The sequence below is a fragment of the Anaerosalibacter bizertensis genome (assembly GCF_009696605.1).
GTDB lineage: Bacteria > Bacillota > Clostridia > Tissierellales > Sporanaerobacteraceae > Anaerosalibacter > Anaerosalibacter bizertensis.
This window is the reverse complement of sequence record NZ_VULR01000006.1, coordinates 67,350-89,101: the sequence shown is the minus strand read 5'-3', so window position 1 is coordinate 89,101 and position 21,752 is coordinate 67,350. Positions and strand designations below refer to the sequence as shown.

Sequence of the window (21,752 nt, the reverse complement as noted above, 5' to 3'; positions counted from 1 at the left end):
ATCTTTAAAGAACTATTCAAAAACTATTTCTTCTATTATACTAAAACTCTAGAAAATACTTAGAACTTAACTTGAGAAACTATCTCTTCTAATTTATTTGATACTTCTTTATTTTTTTCCATTATATCATTAATATTTTGTATAGCTTCAACTATATTTACATTCATATGGGCTATATTAGTAGTAGATATAGTGGACTCTTCTACTGTAGTGGATATTTCTTTTATAGAAGTAGATATTTCACTTATAGTTGCTGATAACTCTTCTGAAGTAGCAGATAGATCTGAAATTATATTATTTAATGAAGAACCATCATTTTTGTATTCCTCCACTGCTTCTACCATCATTTCATAATCACCCATTATGTCTTTTTCTAAAAAGTCTATTAATTTAGTTGTGTTTTTTATTAGTTTGCTAACAGCTTTAGTTATGTTTTCAGTGACAATTTGTATCTCTTCTACAGTTTCATTAGAGTTTTCTGCTAGTTTCCCTATTTCTTCAGCTACAACTGCAAACCCTCTTCCAGACTCCCCTGCTCTAGCTGCTTCAATAGCTGCATTCAAGGATAGTAGACCTGTTTGTTCTGATATTTCTAATATAGAATTAGATAATATATTTATCTTCTCTACTTCTTTAGAAGATTGTATAGCTTCTTTTATTTCTTCTTTTGTATTTGCATATAGATTCATGGTACTGTTTTTAGCTTGTACAAATTGACTATGCAATGTTTCAGCCTTTGTACTTATTTCATCTGCAGTAGAAGCTCCTTCTTCTACATTTTCTGCAAAACTTGATATAGCTTTATCTACTTCACTAACAGATTCATTTATAGATATTGCAGAAGATGAGGTCTCTTCCATACCTGCTGATAATTCTTCAGTAGTAGCTGAGGTGTCTTCTGCTTGATTTACCAAAAAGTTTAGTTTATCCATAGTTTCTTCATATACTTGATGATTAGTATGGATAGAACCTTCCATATCCTTCATAAATATTTTCAACTTTGTAATTATATTTTGGAAAGAATTATACATCTCCCCTATTTCATCTTTTCTATTAAGTTCTTTTTCATCTATTTTATCTAATAACTCTAAATTCCCTATGTTTTCTGCAATTGTCACTGTATTAATTATAGGTTGCGTAATAGAATTTGATATATATGTAGATATGGCTATAGATATTATTAATACAATTAAAGCTGCTATTATAGTATATTTAATAGCCTGATTTATATTTCCTAAAACATAATTAGTAGCAACCCCTACTCCTACTTTCCAGTTTGATTCTTCTACATTTTCAAAGAAGAAAAATCTATCAATTCCATCATAATCTTTAACTTTCCTATTTTTTATATCTAGTTTCTCTTTTTCAACTATATTTTTCAACTTACCATTTACTATATCTCCAATATTAAAGGATTTATCTTCCTGTGGTTTAAACTCTTCATTTAAATGGGTTACAATATTCCCTCTCTCATCAATTAAAAATGCATAAGAACCTTTTCCTAAATTTACAGAAGATACTAAGTCTACTAAATAGTCAATTTGGATATCAGTAGATATAACGCCTTTTTTCCCATCAAGGGCTTTAAAAGCTTTTGAAATAGTAATAACCATATCTCCTGTCATTGCATCTACATAAGGCTCAGATATGTAAAAATCATCACTGTCAATAGCTTCTACATACCAGTCTCTAGATGTAGGATCATAGCTACTTTCAGGTATCCAACCAGATCCATCTATAAAATACTTATCGGAAAAAGCCATGCAATATAGATTTCCTGGATTTCTTTCACTAGCTTCTTTTAAATAATTATAAGCAAAATCATATTCAAAATTATTATTTATAACCATACTTTCTATAACTTCATATAGAGAATCCTTTTGTATAGCCATCCATTTATCTATATCTTTAGCTATACTTGTAGCTTCTAACTGAACTTTTTCACCTACTTCACTTTCTAGCTTCTTTATTGATACCATATAATTAATTATAGATATAGATAAAATACTTAATATACACACTAATACGGTGAACAATATCATTTTATTTTTTAATTTCATACAAAACCCCTCCCTTATAACCCTATTATCGGCAATATTTTTAAAATACTTATTGTTTTCTTTCTATTCAGTTAATTTTATCTAAAGAACCCATTGTCAATATAAAACATATAATATTGTATGACTATGAAAGGAGTGAATATTATGTATAATAATTATAGATCATATCAATGTCCTTACTGTAATAGACCAATTAACTATCCAAATCATTGGAGTGATCCCATAAAATTAAAAGACTATGGCCCCTGTCCCTTTGTAACTAATATTGAAGATGCTGCAAAACAAAATAACTATTTCCGTATAGCTTTATGGACAGGAAAACACCTACAACTTACATTAATGAGTATTAATGTTGGTGATGATATTGGCTTAGAAATGCATCCAAACGTGGATCAATTTATCCGTATTGAACAAGGCCAAGGAATTGTTAGAATGGGAAGTAGTGTTGATAGGTTGGATTTCCAAGCAAATTTCTATGATGACTATGCAATATTTATACCTGCAGGTACATGGCATAATGTAATCAATACAGGTTCTGAACCAATTAAACTATATTCTATATATGCTCCTCCTGAGCATCCCCATGGTACAATCCATAAAACTAAAGAAGATGCTGAAATGGACCACAATCACTGCTAAATAAAAAATGAAAAAGTGGGCAAAAACAGCTTTCTTGTCCACTAAAATAATATTATTACACCTATATAAGATATGTTAATTCTAATATAAAAACCAGGCCGATTCCTAGAGATCAGCCTGGTTTTGTCAATAATATTCTAAAGACTTAGTCTATTTCATCCACAAAATGTTTATGTAGACTTCCCTTCATCTCCACACCTAAAGTTTTAAACGTTTCATCTAATGCTTTTAAAGTAATATACAGCTTTTCTTCATAACAATTTTCTCCCATATGTCCTATCCTAATAACTTTATCTTTTAGATAATCAAAGGCACCAGCTATCATTATATTATGTTCTTTTAACATATGATTATTTATTTCTTCAAAGGTAGTTTCTTCTGGAACAATCATTGTTGTGACGGTATTAGAAAACCCACTTAAAGGATATAGTTCTAATCCAGCTTTAGTTATTGCTTTCCTAACTGCTTCACCATTTTTTCTATGTCTTTCTATGTAATTATCTCCTTTTAAAATTCTATCTACTGCACAATCTAATCCGTAAATATCGCTTATTGATTGGGTATAAGGGAACCATTTCTCTTCATACCAATTTTCCCACAATGCTAAGTTACAATAAAATGAAGCAATAGGAGCTTTCCTATTTTTCATAATATTCCAAGCTTCTTCACTTATACTTAAAAATGTTAAACCTGGAGCTGCAGAAATACATTTTTGACTCCCACATAGAACTATATCCATTTGCCATTTATCTACTTCTATAGGCTCTCCACCAATAGCTGAAACTGAATCCACTATACTTAAAATATTGTACTCCTTAAGCAGTGGACATATCTCATCTACAGGATTAGTTATACCTGAAGGTGTCTCACAATAGACTAATGTAGCCAGTTTAAAATCATTGTCTTTATCTAAAAATTCTTTTAGTTCTTTTACATCAATAGCTTTCCTAGGATCACCTTCAAAACATACTACTTCTGCACCATATATTTCAGCAAAATCTTTAAATCCTCTTCCAAATATACCATTCTCTATACAAAGTACTCTATCACCTGGTTCAATGAGGGATGCACAAGCTGCCTCCAAGCCTAATATTCCTTCTCCGGACAATATTAAAACTTCATTTTCTGTTTTAAAAATCTTTTTTAACTTGTTGCAAGTCTCTTTATAATATTCAAAAAAATCTTGATCTAAATCTGGATTTGTAATATTCTTTGCCATAGCTTGCCTCACATCTTCATGAACCTGTGTAGGACCTGGTGTCATTAGTAATGGCTTTTTCATATCCCATACCCCCTATATTTTTACTTTGACTTTGTAATACTTATTTAAAACTGTATCCTTACATATATATTATATAAGTACAATTTCGCTGTGTCAATGAAAGTGTAGTGATAAAAGGATGGAACGCTCTATAAACGCACATTACTTCAACATATGCTCCTTAATTATTCAGCATCTCCTAATCTTATCAAAGCCTGTGGGTCTTTATCTTTGAAAAACGCATATCTTATTTCTTTCTCTTTCCCAATTATCTGAGTTTTGTTATCTACCGATGGGCGTAGTCTACAGCTATAGACTACTGGGAAAAAATCCCTAATATATTTACCTTCACTATGGGCTGTCAACGCTATTATTTGAAATCCTAGCTGCTCTGCTATAAAAAATACTGGATCTAATACATGGTCACTAGAAGCCTTTCCAAAAGGATTATCTAATAAAACTGTACGACTTCTTTTTTGATTATATGATATACTTTGACTTTTTTCTGCTAAGTAATTTAATATGCCAAGAAATAAGGTCATATTTTTACTCCATTTTTCTCCGCCAGACCATTTATTTGATTGCTCCCAGGATATAGGTCTACTACTTACCTTTCCATCATTTGTTACCTTTCTACATCTTACTTTTATCTTATCATTTCCCATTACAACCCTGAGCAACTCCTTACCTTGAAATCTGTTTTCTATATATTTTCTCACAGAAGCTTTATTTTCATTTCCATCTTCATCTTTAAATCCTATATCTTCTATATCTTTTAATAGATAATTTATACTTTCTATAAGTCTTTCTTTTCCAACTTCATCTTCCCAATTAGGAACATCTATTATATACACCGCTTTCCAATTATCACCAACTTTTATTTTTGTCTTATTTGATATGGTTCTAATTTCATCTGCTAATGTTTTTAAATAGGAATGAAGATGGTTTATAAATTGATTTATTTCCTTATCGTGTTGCATCATATCTTCTTCCAATATCCCAATATTTCTATCAATATTTTTGTCTATAATCCTCTTCCATTTAACCAATTCCTCAAAACTATCCTTATAGTTAATTCCTGATATAGCCATATTTTTAAGCCTAGGTTCTTTAATAGAATCCTCACAAAAGGATTCAAACTTTGACTTTTCCTTTGAAACCTTTTTTTCTTTATTTTCCACTTTATAACTAATATCTTCCAAAGCTTTTATAAGCTCATCAATATATTTCTTTCTGTTGTATGAAAGTTCTGTTGTTATTTCTTCTGAAAGTACATCTGGTTTAATTTCATTCGTTAGATATCCATACCTTTCATCTTTTCTTTCTAGGAGATTTAAGGCTTCTTTTATAGAATTATATTCACTATTCAATTCTTTTTCTGTTTCTATTAAATATTCATATCTTTTATCTAATTCTCTCTTCTTTTCATTAATTCGTTCTTTTATAATATCCAAAGGCTCTGTAAATTCCATAATTGAATCATGTTTTTCAAAAAACTTTTCTTCGTTAAAATGATACTTATCCCAAGCACTAAAATATTTTCTCTCAGCATTATCCTTTTTCTTTTCAATTTCATCAACTTTAGGTCTAAGTTCCCTAATATCATTTATTAGTTCTTCTACTTCATCTTCTCCATGTAGTGGAAAAACCATCTTTTCATCAATTGGATATATAGCGGATTTTATTTCATTTTTTAAGCTTTTTTCATACTTTTTTATTGTTTTAAGGCTCCTGTTTTTATTATCTTCTATGAAACTTCTGTTTTTTTGTTTCCTATCTAAACGATCTTTAATATCTATTCTTTCCTTTTTTAATACTTCAATAGATATGTTTGAATATATAGGAATTGAATCCTTTACTTCTATATACAGTTCACTATTTATTATGGAATCAGCCTGTTTATTCTTATCATTGATTCTATCTTTTAATTTAGCTATTCCTTGCTCACTATTTTTTATTAATTTATCTAATCTTGATATTTCAATTTTCTTTTTATCTTTTATATTTTTTAATTGGGATACTTCTTTTTTTATAACATCTATTTCCCGTTTTTTTCTAATATAATTTAAAGCTTTTTCTATCTTATTATTTAATATGTTTTTTTCTTCATTTGACTTTTTAATTTCATTGTTGATGTTTTCTAATTCATCATCTATTTCTTCTATCCTTTTGCTTTTCTCATTATAAATATTTTTTATATTATACATTTTCTCTTCTATATTTTTTAACTCATTTTTTAAAGGAATTAAATAATCTTTATAAGGGTATTTATTTAAAAACTCTATAGTATTTATATGCAGATTATCATAATTATTTAGCTCATTTTCTTTGTCCTTCCTATTTTGAGTAACTACTTCTGCTTTTTTGCCAATTTCAAATTTATTATATTTGAAATCTGTTATACCTATGTTATTCTCCCATATTGACGGATAAAGATAGATGTAATCGTCTTCTATTTCATATTTATTTCTAATTATAGATTGGGCATTACTTTGTGACAATATAATAATTGGATATGTGATTTTATCTAAATTATTTTCTAATTTAACCTTCAACTTATTTTTTTCATTGTCTGCTACTATGATGGCCATAGCCAAATATGGATAAAACTTATAATATTCTTTTTGATTTTTATTAGTAATTGCAGCTACTCTTTCAATAAATTCAAATCCTGATTCTAAAAAGCTAAACTGGTCTTTCCATTGTTCTACCCATTTACCTAACAACGGCTCTGCAGTAAAATATTTGTTGTCTTCATAATCATCTATAAATCTGTGAACTATTCTTTCTTCTATGATTAAATTCTCTTTTTCCTTTCTGAGTTTTTCACATCTGTTTTCCAATGTATTGATTATTTGTTCTTGTTTTGTATATATGCTATTTATATGGAATAAATTTGGAATATACTCTTTAATAGTTGATAATAGATCTTTTTCTTCATTTTCAATGTTATTTATTTTCTCTACTACAGTTGCTTTATCACTAGAAAGTTTATCTATTGCTTCCCTATATTTCATTAACTCTATTTTAATACTCTCTTTCTCATCCTTGATGGAACTTATATTTTCCTGACAATCTACTAAATATTTTTCAATGTAACCAACCTTTTTTGTCCATTTTGGATATTCATTTTCTATTTTTTCAGTTTCAATATTTGAAAGTATTTCTTTATTTATCTTTTCCATATATTCCTTATTATTTTTAATATCTTGATTTAATCTAATAATTTCTTCATTTAATTTATCCCATTCCCTATCTAATTTAGACTTGTCCATTTGAAACTTTTCTAATTCCTTTTCATATGTTTTTTCTTTATTATTTAATTTATTTATATCTTCATTTAATTTCTCTAATTCTAGACTATAATAGTTTTTTATATTTGAAGAATTTAACTTCAACTCTTCTTGTATTTCACTTATTTCCTCATCTTTTTTTAGATTTTCTAATTGTTTATTATATAATGAAATTTCATCTTCTAATTCCTTAATATCCTTCTTATATTTAGCTATTTTTAAATTTTGAATATTGGCTTCTTTGGCATCTAATTCATCTTTAATTATTTCATAGTCCTTTAATATTTCTTCATATTTTAATTTAGATATTAAAAGCTGATTTTTCAAAGAATTTAATCTATAGGAATCCTTCATTCTCTCTAATTCTATGGAATCTTCCTCATATTTATTTTGATAAGATTCATTTTCATCTAATTTTATTTTTATATCTTCTTCCTCATTAGAAATATATTTATATACTGCTTTTCCATAGGACTTCCATCTATTATATTCTTCTATGGAATTATTGTATTCATTGTATATATTTACATACTCTTCAATCTTATTTTGAATTTCTTTACTTTCATCAATACTTTTCCTAAGTCGATTATGTTGTTTGAAGTGTTCCCTTTGTTCTTCAAAAGTATCAGCAAAATCTTCTGCCCCATTACCTGCCATAGCCTCTTCTACTGTAGGGATAAGAAGTTTATCAACTAAGTTTGTTGTTGACTTACAGCCTTCAAAAAACTCATCTACATCCCCTTCCTCTCCGTTGATAATTCCTATCCGTCTCCATTCTTTTGGTATTATTTTAAAATTTTCTTCAATATATTTATGATACGCTTTTATAGTTGGAAAAATTTTAGAATTTATATTTTCTCTACACATATATTGATAATAGTCTCCCATTTCTTCCTTACTTGCAGGCCTTTCCTTCCCATCAATGGTTTCCTTTACAAAAGGAATATTTTCTATTGAATTTTCATCATTATGCTCATCATATTCATATACATATTTATAAGAATCCAATTTCCCATTATTTAAAAATAAAGTAACACAGGTTAAGGCATATCTTCTAGGTACTTCATTAATAATCCACTCTATGGCTACATGACAAGGGGTTCCTTCTAAAGATAATGTTTCCCTAATTTTTCTATCTCCAAGATCTGCATGAGGAAGTATAGCTTGAAGTGCTATTTGTATAAAAGTAGTCTTTCCACCGCCATTTTCTAACAATATGGCTCCATTATAGCCATCAAATATAAATAATTCATCATTATATCTTTTTTCTCCATTGTCATATATAGCATTGGTAAATCTTATCTTAGATATGGATGGCATCTTTATCTTCTCTCCTTTCCCTTTCAAGTCCATATATGAAATCTAGTATTCCCCTATTATATTCATAGTCCATATAATACCTTTGTATAATAACTTTTGATTTCTCTGTAAGTTCTATTTCATCATTTCCTATATCAATAATTAGATCTTGACTCTCTAAAAATCTTTTTACTGTACTTAAAAAACCAAGTCTACTATTGGTTCTAGCATTCTGTGATTTTACATTCTCCCTTAAATCATCCATTGCATTCCATTTTTCTAGTATACCTATCCAATTATACTCATACTCTTTTTCTAAGGACTTTAGTTCTTCTTCATCTATTTCATTTAAAGTTTCAATATAGGTATTTACAGATTCAAGCCATTTGTACATAGGTAGAAAATCCCTTATTGGTTCTAAACTTTGATAACTATCATAAAATTCACCAAATAAAATTATTATAGTTAAATACATTAAATATATGTCTAAATTTACAGCTTTTGATGGTAGATGTCTTTTTTTCATTTCTTCGTTAGATATATGGAAAGGAGAAGTTGTAGCTATAGGAACCATATAAATATATTCACCAGCTAAAATAATAGTACACTGTACTTCATGAGCAAATCCATCTACCAATTCCCTAACTTTGTGGTCAGTATTATACAGCCTTACTTCATCAACATATTCATAACCTTTAAGAGCTAATTTCGAATAAATATTAAAAGCTTCCATAATCTCTTTATTTTTAAATTCCATAATTACAACTCCTCTAATTTAAAAATCATATTTTTAATTTTAAATCTATTATTTATTTCTAATATATTGTTAAGTTCCACTACTTCGAGCCTTTTATATTTACCAACCAAAAGTTCTGTTGCATCTTTAAGTAGCCCAGTGTGAACTTCTTCACCGCCATCTACTAATATAGGGGATTTTTGATGTAAAATAATCCAAAAATCATAGAAAGTCCTTTCATCCAACATATCCTTTTGATTCAATTTTATATATTCTATAACCTTATCTAAAGTTATTTCATTTCCATTCCCTAGTATTTCTAATAAAATCTCCATTATTTTTTTAAAATTATTCCTTGTTATCTCTTTAAATTTATCTAACATTTCTTCATCTACTGGCTGAGAAAATGCATGGTTCTTTTCAATTTTTTTTTCTGATTCAACCCTTTGCCTTTCAAAGACACTAGTAGGTGACCAAGATCTATTCATTTCTAAAAACATAAAGGGTTTAATTAATTGTTGTGAAGATATTAAAGGTAATGGGGTAGAAATAAATCTATTAGTTATTTCTTGCTTAAAGTTAAAGGTTTCCAACCCCATAAAATATAAAGATTCTTGGGCAGCTTCCAATGCAGTTGTTTTTAAAACTATACTTTCTGTAAGTAATTTCCTATGCTCACTATGAACTTTATCTAGTTCCCTATCTATCTGTATAATTAATTCATAGGCTTTTTTATCTTTCTCATCTTTAACTTCATAGGCCATATTGTCCCTAGTATCTTTAACAAAGGATTCCAACTCATCAAATTCCTCATTCTCCCTTGTAAGTCTAATATTTATATCTTCTATCAATTCACCGTATCTTTTTTGAATCTCTTCTGACACAATATTCCTATTTATATCGTGTTTTATTTTAACCATTCTATCCCTTAAATTTTCCACTGACAATCTCATTTCATCTATTTGCCTTAGTGCTCCTACAAACTCTCCTTTTTCCAATTGCTTTCTAAGTAATAGTTGACTAATAGATAACTGAAATTCGCTAAAATATTCTTTTGTAGCAAAGATTAGTTCAAGGCCTTCTTCATCTAAAGTATAATATTGGGTATTTGATTTTGTATCTGATTTACTTGCCTTTAATATAGAATAATATATAGTTTCTTCTTCTCCTGTTTCCCAATTATAAAAGGTTTTGGAATTTCTTTCCCCACTAGGCGGACGGAACACATCTATTATCTTCCTAGCCAATTTTCTAAATCCTTCAATGTCTAAATCTATTTTTCCATTGTTTATTTCATGAAAAAATTCTGCAAGTTCATTCGCTCCTACCTCTTTATTCCTTATAATCATATTTTCAAAGAAAAATAAAAGGGTTATGAAACCTAAACTAGAGAGGTTAATAATATTTCCACTATTATCTCTTTCCTTTTTATTTCGTAACTTTAAAAATGGTTCATAAATAGAAAGTCTAGATACCCTTTCTCCATAATTTTCTAATACCTCAGTAGCCCCTACCTTCATCTTATTTGCCTCCATATTTTCCTTAATTCCCTTTTATTTAACCCCTCTTGAGGATAGTATCCACCTTTTCCTAAAACATTAACAATTTTTTCTTTATTATATTTATCAAAATTAGTTAAAAAACTTTCTATTGCCTCTATATTAGCCTGTTGATTTTCCTTTCCATAAGAACAAGTTTTTTCAAGTAATTTTTCATAAAACTCTGCAGCTAGCAATACTGGTTTCCTTTTATTTAACCCATACCAGATAGATATGCCTTCATTATCTAAATCTCCAAAATAATAAATTCTATTATGTTTTCCTACTAATCCAAGTTGTTTTTCAAATATAGATATTCCTCCCAATACATTCCAACCTGCACCATAGACTAAGGATGTGAAAGTAGTGTTTTCTATATCATCTAATAGAGCATAAAATGTAGCTTTATTTTCTACAATTAAATGCTTATGCTCATTGGAGCTAGTTATTTTATTCCTATTTATAGCAAACATTAATGGATCGGGTACTTGAATTATTTTTAATTTTTCCAATAGCTTTACTCTCTCTAAAATTTCTCTTCCACCATTTTCATCTATCCACTTTTCATCACCAGTCATTTCATAGGAGCGTTCTGGAGCAGTTACCATTTCTTTTGGTAAACCTTCTTTTTGTATGTAAGAATTAATCTTTTTTATATATGGTAAATCTCTTTTCCATATTTTTTCATCTAATGTAAAATACCCTTGAAGATTTATATTCGGATTTAATTTTAATTGATAAGAAGTTATTTCATCGATAAGGTCTTCCTTAAAATAAGATTTATTTATTCTATATGTATTGGCTAATGGAATTTTCTTATTATTAGTTCCATGTTTTTTTACAGGAGATAATACTTTAATATCTACTAATTCATTTATAACATTAGCAAAATCAGTATATTCAACATCCCCAGACAATACCTTTTCTATTTCTATAAGGGGTATCGTCTTCTTTTTATAACTTTTTAAGAAATCCAGTATTATATTTTTCACCTAAATCACCTGTTTTTTTAATTCTTTTTTAATATTATACCACAGTTCTTATACCAAAACTGTACACATAAAAAAAAGCAGCCATAAATATAATATATAAATCAATTTTATAGCTGCTATTTTTTTAATTTTTTAAGCTTTAGCTTATTAAGATTAAAAATAGTTATTTTCTAATTAAATTTATACTAAAAGGTATTTTTTCATATATTTCTTCATTGTTTATATCTTCTATTATTAGATAATATTCTTTTGTCTTGTCATAATTTATGTTTTTTAAAGTAAATTTCTCTTTAAATATTCTCTCTTCAGGTCTATTTGATTTGCTATCTGCTATTATAATATTTTCATTGGAGATTTTATCTCCATTTTCATCTGCAAAATATAATTTAAGTTTCAATGGCAATTTCTTGTCATCAACTACATCTACCTGAAAAAATTCTAAATAGGTTTCCATATTTGTTATCTTCCTTGAAATATTGGTAAGTTTAACTTCAACTTTTGTAGCTTTATATTCATCTTTTCTAATATTTTTAAACTTTATCACAGGTACCATTATTTCTTGAAGGGCCGCACCACCATGAACATAGTTTGCTCCTGCTCCTTTGATTTTGTACCTTATTATTCCTTTGGGAACTATGGCTTTAAATTTAGATTTTTCACCAAAGATATATTTAGTCGATATAGGTAAAGTACCTTTAACATCATCCATATTTTCTTCTAATATAAATCTTCTACCTCTATCTATTGGATTAGGTGCTTTTTTGCCTATCTTTTCCCATTCTTCTAGCGGAAACCTTCTATATATAAATCCATGATCAGCAGTAACCAATATATTAGTTGCACTTACATTGTTCACAAGTCTTCTTACTAAATTGCTAATATCTTCTAATGCTGCTTTTACCCCTCTAAATACATCTCTTTCAGTTTGTGCCTTATCTCCTAGTGCATCAATGGTATTGTGATAGATATACACAAGTTTTTTACCTACAAAAGTATCTTCATATTCTTTCCTATTCATATCTACAATGTCATTATATTGAATAGCCATAGCTTTGTTAGAATAGTTTTTAAGTATCTTTTCCCTATTTTCCGTTCCTTGAGTATTTATTCCATCAACTAATATATTCCCATTTCCATCTATTTCAATACTTTTTCTAGGTAACAAACTAGCCATTCCTAACTTCGTGTAGGAAGGTACTACTCCCAGCATTGGTTCTACTTCTGCAGAACCCCTTAGATCTTTATTTAATAGCTCAGTTAATTCTACTCCTGCTTCATACCTCAAAGCATCTGATATTATGACAAAAATTCTATCTTCTTTTCTTACAAAAGGTAGAACAAATTCTTTATAGAAATCTTTCTGATGGTGTATATCTTTTATAGTAAAATCCTCTAATAGCTCATCTTCTACTAATTGAGACCATTTAATTGAAAGTTCATTTAAGAAGTAATTGTTGTAGAAGTTTTCTACTTTCTCAGCTAAAATTACAAATCTATCTTTGTCTATTATTTCATCATAGGAACTATAAAATTTCCTATATAGACTATCTATTTTATATAAATTATCAGTATAGTTTCTTACTATTTCCAAAGAACTTTTCCCTTTTATATTATTTAATATTTCTCTTTCCTTTTCAAATAGGCCCATTGCATAATAAATAGCTTCGTACTCATATTTATATATTGGGAACCAATGGCTAGTTCTTCTTTTATTTATTATTTTCCTATATCTTTCATATTCCTTTAATCCATATGAAATATTTTGTAAAATTTTCTCTATAATTTTTTCATCATAAATCCTAAATGTAGTAGAATCTAAATATTTATCTAATTCCCAGTTATCTATATATTTTTCAATTTGTAACTCTTTTTCTATACTATCAGCAATTTCATTATATTTTTCACTATGGACTGTATGATTCATAAAATTACTTACAAATACAATACAATCGTATTCTTTAGAAGATAAATATTTTTTCCATTTAGCTGGGATCTTCTCTTTTAAATAATAAGAATTATGAGTTACTAAAAGCATAGTAGCTAAAATTTTTAAACTTTTTTGTTCAATATTGTATCCATACCTTTTTTCTACTAGGTTCCAAAAGGCTTTTTCATCCCCAAAGTTTCTTATAGCTTTCATATATTTATTGTCTTCTTTTAATTCTTCCATAAGAACAGCTTTCACTACTTCTTCAAAATCTGCAATAGGAAGTTTGCAAAGAGTAGACAATATCCTTATATGAATACTATCCTCAGTCCAATCTTCTGTACTATAGGAAGCAAATTTTTTATATCTTTCTTTGTTATTAAAAAACTTCAGATAATTTTTAAATACTTTAGTCAATGATTCATCTTCCACAAAGTCTCTTCTAATAAGTTCTGCCTTATCTGTTGAAAATTCAAAACTATATTCTAAAATATCCAATAGCCAATTATCTCGTAGATGGGGTTTTGCCATAGGAGAATATATAAGATAATTTGAACTAGGATCCTCAATTTCTAATAGATATTTAATATAGAAACTGTTATTTTTATCAAGTTTAACTATCTTGCCATTTTTTAAGTTTAAATTATCTATATCCTCTTCAAATTCTCCATCTTCGTCATACCAAAAAACTATATTTCTTTTTTTACCATTGTCAAGATCTTCATTTAAGTTTTTTTCCAAAATACCCTGTACTTCATCTAGTTTCATAGTACCACCTACTTTTCTATATCTTAGCCAACAAATTAATCTTCAAAGGTTTATGTTCTTCTCCACGAGGTACTTCTACCTTTTGAAATTTTTCATGATTCACTTTCACTCCATCATCTAAATCTATATCTATCCTCTTATTTGCCATATGATTTACAGCTTGGTCATATTCTTTACATTCATTTATTTGTTTCATAAGTTTTTCTTTTCTCTTTTTAGCCATATTTTTCTCTCTAGTAGATATATCTGAATCTATAACCATATTTAAATGTTCTATTTCCCCTTCATATTTTTTCTGTAATTTATGAAGATAATCGACCCTTACTTCTGCTATGATATCTGGACTATATCTATGCATATATATTAAGGCTTTAAATCCATCTTGTTTTCCACTATCAAACAACCAATATATTGGTCTCTTTTTATAAACTTTTACATGATCTTTATAGAAATTTTTTAAAAAGTATCTTCTAATAGTATCCCTAGATGTTTCCCTTGCCTTTTTTCCTAATACATCAGCTATATAATCTAAGTTTTGTTCTAGATTTTTACTTCCAAAAGTAACTTTTACAAACTCTACAAATCTTTCTACAATATCATCTTCAAAATAGTTATCATCCGTTATAGGGATGATATTGGTCATTGTTGGCCAAAAACTTGATTCTATCCATGTATTATTTTCTTCATCCTTAACCAAGCATTTTCCATCTTCAAATTTCCATTTATCTTCCCAATTTCCACCTGCATATATAAGGCCATCTACATCTAAAGAATATCTTCCCAACATACAACCTACAGCATAGGAAATAAAAGATTTAATATCCCTTTCTATATCAGCTTTATTAACTGTAACATCCTTTTCATCTACACCAGGTGTTAGTTCATCTTCAAGACCATATATTTCAATAAATATTCGATTAAGTTCTTCTTCATTTCCTTTCAATTGATAGAATTGTTTTTCCGCAAAATCCGCCCAATTGTTAAAAGCACTTTCTATAGTAGTAGCCTCTCCTTTATATGTTAGAATAGGATGTCTTTTGAAATCCCATGAGGTTTCGAAGGAATCCCAATCGGTTTTGGAGATGGAGATGTTTTGTTGGACTAGATTAACAATAATATTATTATATTTTCCACGCTCATCATAAATAACTGGTATCCTTAGTAAGTCATTTAATTTTACATGAAAACTAGAATTTAGTACTTTTAATATTATTGACGATATTTTTGAATTCAATAAACCCATAAGATAATTTCTCTTGAAATCATTTTTAACCAAAATTCCTGGTCCAGACATATCAAATAACATATCTTTTTTTAATAATCTGCCATTAAATTTCTTTGTTGTTAATTCTGTATAAGTGATACCTGACCTAAACCAATAAGCTTCATCTATTATATTCGAAGTTCTATTCTCTTTATAAAACTTAATAGCATTATCAGACCAATCTATTATATTTTCAATATTACCATACCACTTTCTAAATTCTCCACCTTTAGCATAAAATTGCCATCTAGTGCCAATCTTATAACTATCTACTTCCCATAAAAATTTTAAAAACTTATTATTATTCGCTGTTTTATTCCCACTTATTAATTTATCTGCAAGTAATTCAATATTTGTATCTAACTTAAATATTTGTAAAAAACTATTGCTTAACCAATAAGCAATTGGACTGCCAGGGATTTTAAAAAACTCATTAAAACTTGTAATATATCTATTATTAAAATTTTCAATGCTCTTCAAATATTCATCTTTTTTTCTAGCATAATCATTATACCCAGTCAATCTAACATAACTACCATTATACTTTTTAATACTTTTCTTTCTTATTACAAATGTAGTTGTTTGTACAACTTCACCTCCTATTTCCTCAAAAGCTCTAGCTCCTAAATGTACCATATTGTATATCATCATATCTTCAATCATTTTTTTTCTAAGTTTTTTAAAACTAGATATAAACATCCAAGAGTGCATAGTAATCATACCTGTATACATATTTTTTTCAGTATAATCTATACATTTTTCTATAAGTACTGTACATAAATCCTGTTTTGATTTTTTATAATTTCTATCTAAATACTTTTTCAACTTACCATTCATACCACCTTGCCCCATATAAGGTGGATTGGTACATACTACATCATATTTACTACTCATTATCTTACCTTGTTTTATGAGGGGTGGTAGTTTTTCTAATATTATATTTCTATAGCCCTGCTCATACATTTTAGCTTGTTCTTCTTCTATTTCTTCTAATCTTTCTTCTATTTTGTCAAAGTCAACTGGTTTTACTTCTAGTATGGAGCCATATTCTTTTGCATCTTCAAAGACTTCTATTAAGTATTCTACATCTTTCTTTAATTCTTCATCTTCTCCTGCAAAGTAGTTTATAGTTTCCTTTGATATATCATTACTTTCTTGTATGGAAACTAGGTTTAAATCTAGTTTTCTTCTAAATATTCTCCTATTTTTACTCCTTGCTTTCATCATTAGGGCAAATACTGCTAATTGTCCTGCTCTATCATCTATATCTAATCCATAGAGATTGTTTTCAAGTATTAGCCTAGGAATTTGTCTTTCTGAATATCCTTGGCTTAGGTATATATCATATAGTACATCGAAGGCATAAACTAATATATGGCCACTTCCCATGGCTGGATCTAATATTTTTATATCTTCTGGTATTAGGTCTGGATTTTTAAGTTTTTCTAATTCTTCCTTAACTTTTTCATCTTGTTCTGCTTCTTCTAGATAATATTTCCATTTTGACTTTAGCTCATCATCTGGATGTGATTCTATCCATAGTCTACCCAAGGAGTTTTCTACCATGTACTTAACTATCCACTTAGGTGTGAAAAGTTGAGTAGCTGCTGGTATGTTTTCCTTTGATATCTTTATATTTTTCTTCAATCCTGCGAATACTTCATCTTTCTTTTCTAAAATATAGTACTGGTATAGCCATCCTATTATTTCTATACCATGTTCTCCTTTTTCATCTTCTAATTCACTTTCTTCTTCGTTCAACTTTATTTTCCAATCATATTCTTCTATACTTTCTACTAAATCTTTAACAATTGAATTCTCTCCAAACAACAAATTGTCTGGAATTAAGAGCTCTGTATAGTCTGATATCTCTTCAAAAACTGTAGGCATGATGCTCCCTAATTGATTGCACTGTTTTATTAATAAATGTTTATATATTTCCTCTGCCTTTTGGTTTGAATCCCTATTGCTATTTTCTATATTCTCTATTTTATTCCAATCAATATCTAAATCTAGCAATGACATTTCAGTTAATATATCTGGATCTGTTTTTCCTTTTTCTTCTGAAGACAATACCCTGATCCCAGAAGGTAGATAGTTATTTACCTCCATGAAACGTAGTGCTATAAATCTATTAAACCAAATATAAGCTACTTCTTCCATTACTTGCTCATAGCCTTTTTTATCTATTTCTTTTATTAGATTATCCCTATGCTTTTTTTCTTTTTCTGTAAATATTCCACTTTCCCTACCTTTTATCTTAAATCCACCTTCAAAGGATTCTATATCAAGTATTTTGTCTTTATCTATTCCTAATTTATATGCTCTTTGCTCTACATCTTCAATAAGTTTTTTCCTAGCTCTTTTAGAAAAATCTTTTATAGCTTGCTTATTCATATTGTCACCCCTAAATCAGCCTTATGATTTTATTGTTATCTAATTGTCTTTTTAAATCTCTTTCTATTTCCTTTAAAAGTTCCTCTAGTTCTTCGTTGTTTTTAATAGTTCGTGTTCCACCTACATATTTTGATAGTTTTATAATCTCTGTTTCTTTTATTTCATAGTCATATTTTTTAGGCTCACAAGTTTTAATTGATTCTGGTTCAACTTCTTTTTCACGTTTCCTTTTCAATATCCTTTTTTCTTCTTCTATTTCTTTAAAGGCTCTTTCTTTATATCTATTGGACTCTTCTTTCATAGCTATTGCTTCTGGAATACTATTTACCGTTTCTATTCTATCTAACATATCTTCAAAATTAGCTTTAAATGAACTATAGAATTTATCTTTAAAAGGATAGATTTCTATTTCTTTTAATACAATATCCCTATCATCTTCTATAATTTTTTTCACCGGTTCACATTCTTTTTCCAGTATTTCAGCAAATTTTATAGCAAATTTGTCTGTTAAACTATTCAATTTCGCTATACTGTTATAAGGTTCTTTTGATTTTATTATTTTTTCCATACTTTTCACTATATCTAGTGTTTCCTCATCTAGAATATAAGATTTATTCTTTTCATAGATATCTAAATGGTCTAGAGCTTTGTCAAAATATTCTTTTTGATTTTTGAAAAATGTTTTAACATCAAAGACTAAGTCTTCATAGTCTAATAACTCATCTTTCAATTCATATAGTTTTTTAAAAAAATCACTGGCATCTTCTAAAGCTAATAATTCTTCAAAAGCTTCTTTTCCATTTAAAATCACTTCTTTTCCTGGGTATCTACTTTGTCTTTTATAATCATTTAATAGGTCATTTATTACATTTAATTCGTTTGTCATTAAGTCTTTAAGTATGTCCATTATTCCATCTTCATCTTCAGGCAAATATGAACGGTTAAACAATGCATTGGATAAATTTCTTGCATTGACAATATATTTCTTTGATATCTTTTCCCTTTCCTGAATAACTAGTCTTTCTTGATATTTTTGTTTATTTACATAATCAACTAAATTTTCATCTTTTATATTTATATATTCGCTACCAATTTGGAATTTAACTTCTTGGTCTTTAAAAAGCCTAAGGATTATAGCTTGTATATCCAAGTCTTTCCACCCATAAGGAGGATCTGAAAAATGATCTAATATAGATCTCATTGTAATGACCTTGTACATCCTTGATTTCTTTTCAATATGTTTATTGACTTCTTCTACTGCCAATCTATTTGGTGTATTATCTATTATGGACATTTGGCTATCATCTTCAGATATTATTTTTCTTAAATCATCGATACTTTCTGTAAATTCTTGGATATAGCCTAGTTTATTGTATTTATTCTCTATTAATATTCTTAGACCTTCATTTATTCTTTCAACAGGATTTTTAGATTTTACATCTAGTCTATCCCCATTTACATATATTTCTGCTTCCCTTAATCCATTATTAATTAGAGTATTTAATCTTTCTCTTCTTCCACCTACTTCTCTAGCTTTTCTTATCAAAATTTCTTCTACAATGGAACTTATTTGAGTACCTCTTTTTTTCCTAATATAGGTTTCTATTCTTAAAATCTCTCCCATTTCTTCTATTATTGGAGAAGTTTGAGGAAGTTTAATTATTACATTGTTCTCTCTAGAAGAAAGCATTCTAAGTTCCTGGTCTGAAAGCTCTACCCCTATATCATAATAAGGGCTAATTACTTTTACACCAATATTATATTTTTGAGTAGATATAAATTTATCATCTATAGATTTATTGAAATCAAAATAGTATTCTTTACTGTATCTATATTTCGTATCAGTATATATTCCAGTAAATATTAATTCCCCTACTTTATTTACAACATTATCTATATTTATATCTATATTTTTAATTTCCTTATTTACATCTTGTTCTTCATTTGTAAGGAATACATATTCATTGCCATTTTTTTGTATAAGGGTTTCTCCTAATAATTTTTTAAGTGAACTTTCTATTTCCTTCTTAAGTTCAATTTTATCTTTATCTATATGGTCTACCATTAAAGTAGATATATTTTCAATATTGCCCGATACTTCTTTTATGTATTTTATTAGATATAATAGTTTTAAAACTTCTACATCAAAATCTGTCAATCTATTGTTTTCATAGGCTTGGAGTATTACTACTTTTATATCATGATCCAAAAATTTCTCTACTGTATCATAAAAGGCCGAGAAAGGTATCAATACTCCTACTTCGCTATCATAATATTTTATTGCTGATTCTTGAAATCCACTAAGCAAAGAACGTTCTCCCTCAGATAGATGCTTTCCACTAGAGCTATGTTCCCTAATTCCATTAAAAACTGATTGAAGTAATTTAAATTGATAGGGTATGAATGGGTAGTTTACAGCAAAATTATCACTAGATTCATAATTTTTCATTTCTGCTGTATCTGAAAAAGTAATTAAATTTTTTAGTATTGATTCTTTTTCAATATAATATAATTTTAGTGTCTCATAAGTTGATTCTTTTTTATCTAAAAGCCTTTTTTGAATGACTTCATCTACATTGGCACTGGAAAGACTAATTCTAGTTTTAAATCTTCCTTGTATCTTTGAAAAGTCATTTCCTTTGACCCTTGTTATAGAATCTATATCTTGTTGAGAAGTCACTACAACCCAAGCCTTTCCACCACAATATGTTCCCAAATCTTCTACAACAGTTTGAAGATTTAACATAAGTCCTATATCATCACCAATATATTGGCCTACTTCATCGACTAGAAATACTACATGGTGATCCTCACCTTGAGATTCTATATATTCATTTACCTTTTTCGCAAAATCCTCTACACTCAATGAATAGTTTTCTTCAGCTTTGTGATACCAGTTTCTAGCTGCCTCTTCGCTCATTTTAGTTGTATCTGCTAAAGCCCTTACTATACTATCTTCTTCAAAATAGAAGTCATCCCTTTTATCTTCCCAAGTATCTCCGCTTATTTCTTCAAATCTCTTTTTAAAATTTTCATATGTACCATCCTTAACCATTTGCCTTTCAAGATCTGCAAGCCATGGAAGAATACCTGAAAAACCTTGCATTTCATTAAAAACTTTATTGAAAACTTTTACTATAGAATCCTTATTAGATTTTGAATCTGAATCTGATTTTGACTCTATATTAAATAACATAACATCATTTTTCATATTACATGCCTTTTCCATATCCTCAAATATGTCTGGGTCTTTTATTTTGCCTTGAAAGTACTCTATAGCTTTCTTTCCTTCAACTTCCTCATTTTTTAATAAATAGGATAAAATTTTTAAGAAATGAGATTTACCACTTCCGAAGAATCCTGAAATCCAAACTCCCATATTAGATGTATAATTATCTATACTTTTATTGTACGCTTTAAAAAACTCTCCAAAATATCTATGTAATTCTTTGGTTACTACATACTCTTCCAATTCCATTTCTATATTTCTATCAGCTTCATGGCCTATAGTTATTACACCATCTATTTCCCTACCAATATCTTTTTTGAATAGTTCATTTATAATCACAGTATTACCC

General features: G+C 28.1%; 10 protein-coding genes. 1 reads left to right on the top strand and 9 read right to left on the bottom strand.

Annotation, left to right across the window (positions count from 1 at the left end; genetic code table 11):
• Window positions 1–59 precede the first annotated feature (59 nt).
• Complete coding sequence (locus FYJ27_RS05775; protein WP_154483901.1) at window positions 60–2,060, bottom strand: methyl-accepting chemotaxis protein; 2,001 nt, start codon at window positions 2,058–2,060, stop codon at window positions 60–62.
• Between the two features lie 126 nt (window positions 2,061–2,186).
• Here FYJ27_RS05775 and FYJ27_RS05770 point away from each other — a divergent pair, with 126 nt between their 5' ends.
• Window positions 2,187–2,699 carry a cupin domain-containing protein gene (locus tag FYJ27_RS05770; protein ID WP_229775493.1) on the top strand — a complete coding sequence of 171 codons (513 nt, stop codon included), beginning with the start codon at window positions 2,187–2,189 and terminating at the stop codon, window positions 2,697–2,699.
• Window positions 2,700–2,844: 145 nt separating this feature from the next.
• On the opposite strand, the gene FYJ27_RS05765 is transcribed toward FYJ27_RS05770, so the two are convergent.
• The 8 genes from FYJ27_RS05765 to brxC all read right to left on the bottom strand — a co-directional run bounded on the left by FYJ27_RS05765 (window position 2,845) and on the right by brxC (window position 21,742).
• The gene (locus FYJ27_RS05765) at window positions 2,845–3,981 is read right to left on the bottom strand and encodes a pyridoxal-phosphate-dependent aminotransferase family protein (protein ID WP_154483900.1); all 1,137 of its coding nucleotides are present in this window, start codon (window positions 3,979–3,981) and stop codon (window positions 2,845–2,847) included.
• 164 nt (window positions 3,982–4,145) lie between these two features.
• The gene (locus FYJ27_RS05760; protein WP_154483899.1) at window positions 4,146–8,573 is read right to left on the bottom strand and encodes a coiled-coil domain-containing protein; all 4,428 of its coding nucleotides are present in this window, start codon (window positions 8,571–8,573) and stop codon (window positions 4,146–4,148) included.
• On the bottom strand, window positions 8,557–9,309 hold the full coding sequence (locus FYJ27_RS05755) for a DUF6063 family protein (RefSeq protein WP_154483898.1): 753 nt from the start codon (window positions 9,307–9,309) through the stop codon (window positions 8,557–8,559). Before FYJ27_RS05755 ends, FYJ27_RS05760 begins: the two co-directional genes overlap by 17 nt.
• A 2-nt stretch (window positions 9,310–9,311) precedes the next feature.
• Window positions 9,312–10,808 (bottom strand): replicative DNA helicase, encoded by a 1,497-nt coding sequence (locus FYJ27_RS05750; protein ID WP_154483897.1) that lies wholly within the window; start codon window positions 10,806–10,808, stop codon window positions 9,312–9,314.
• On the bottom strand, window positions 10,805–11,818 hold the full coding sequence (locus tag FYJ27_RS05745; protein ID WP_326831045.1) for a Wadjet anti-phage system protein JetD domain-containing protein: 1,014 nt from the start codon (window positions 11,816–11,818) through the stop codon (window positions 10,805–10,807). Before FYJ27_RS05745 ends, FYJ27_RS05750 begins: the two co-directional genes overlap by 4 nt.
• Window positions 11,819–11,981: 163 nt before the next feature.
• Window positions 11,982–14,513: a BREX-1 system phosphatase PglZ type A gene (pglZ, locus tag FYJ27_RS05740; protein ID WP_154483896.1), complete on the bottom strand. Its 2,532-nt coding sequence runs from the start codon at window positions 14,511–14,513 to the stop codon at window positions 11,982–11,984.
• Window positions 14,514–14,529: 16 nt separating this feature from the next.
• A complete protein-coding gene (pglX, locus tag FYJ27_RS05735) occupies window positions 14,530–18,174 on the bottom strand; it encodes a BREX-1 system adenine-specific DNA-methyltransferase PglX (protein WP_154483895.1) in 3,645 nt (1,214 codons plus the stop codon).
• Between the two features lie 10 nt (window positions 18,175–18,184).
• Complete coding sequence (brxC, locus tag FYJ27_RS05730) at window positions 18,185–21,742, bottom strand: BREX system P-loop protein BrxC (RefSeq protein ID WP_226808069.1); 3,558 nt, start codon at window positions 21,740–21,742, stop codon at window positions 18,185–18,187.
• Window positions 21,743–21,752: the final 10 nt, after the last annotated feature.

Coding starts and splice junctions, on each gene's coding strand:
- FYJ27_RS05775 (WP_154483901.1), bottom strand. CDS start 2,060: ATGAAATTAAAAAATAAAATGATATTGTTCACCGTATTAGTGTGTATA.
- FYJ27_RS05770 (WP_229775493.1), top strand. CDS start 2,187: ATGAAAGGAGTGAATATTATGTATAATAATTATAGATCATATCAATGT.
- FYJ27_RS05765 (WP_154483900.1), bottom strand. CDS start 3,981: ATGAAAAAGCCATTACTAATGACACCAGGTCCTACACAGGTTCATGAA.
- FYJ27_RS05760 (WP_154483899.1), bottom strand. CDS start 8,573: ATGCCATCCATATCTAAGATAAGATTTACCAATGCTATATATGACAAT.
- FYJ27_RS05755 (WP_154483898.1), bottom strand. CDS start 9,309: ATGGAATTTAAAAATAAAGAGATTATGGAAGCTTTTAATATTTATTCG.
- FYJ27_RS05750 (WP_154483897.1), bottom strand. CDS start 10,808: ATGAAGGTAGGGGCTACTGAGGTATTAGAAAATTATGGAGAAAGGGTA.
- pglZ (WP_154483896.1), bottom strand. CDS start 14,513: ATGAAACTAGATGAAGTACAGGGTATTTTGGAAAAAAACTTAAATGAA.
- pglX (WP_154483895.1), bottom strand. CDS start 18,174: ATGAATAAGCAAGCTATAAAAGATTTTTCTAAAAGAGCTAGGAAAAAA.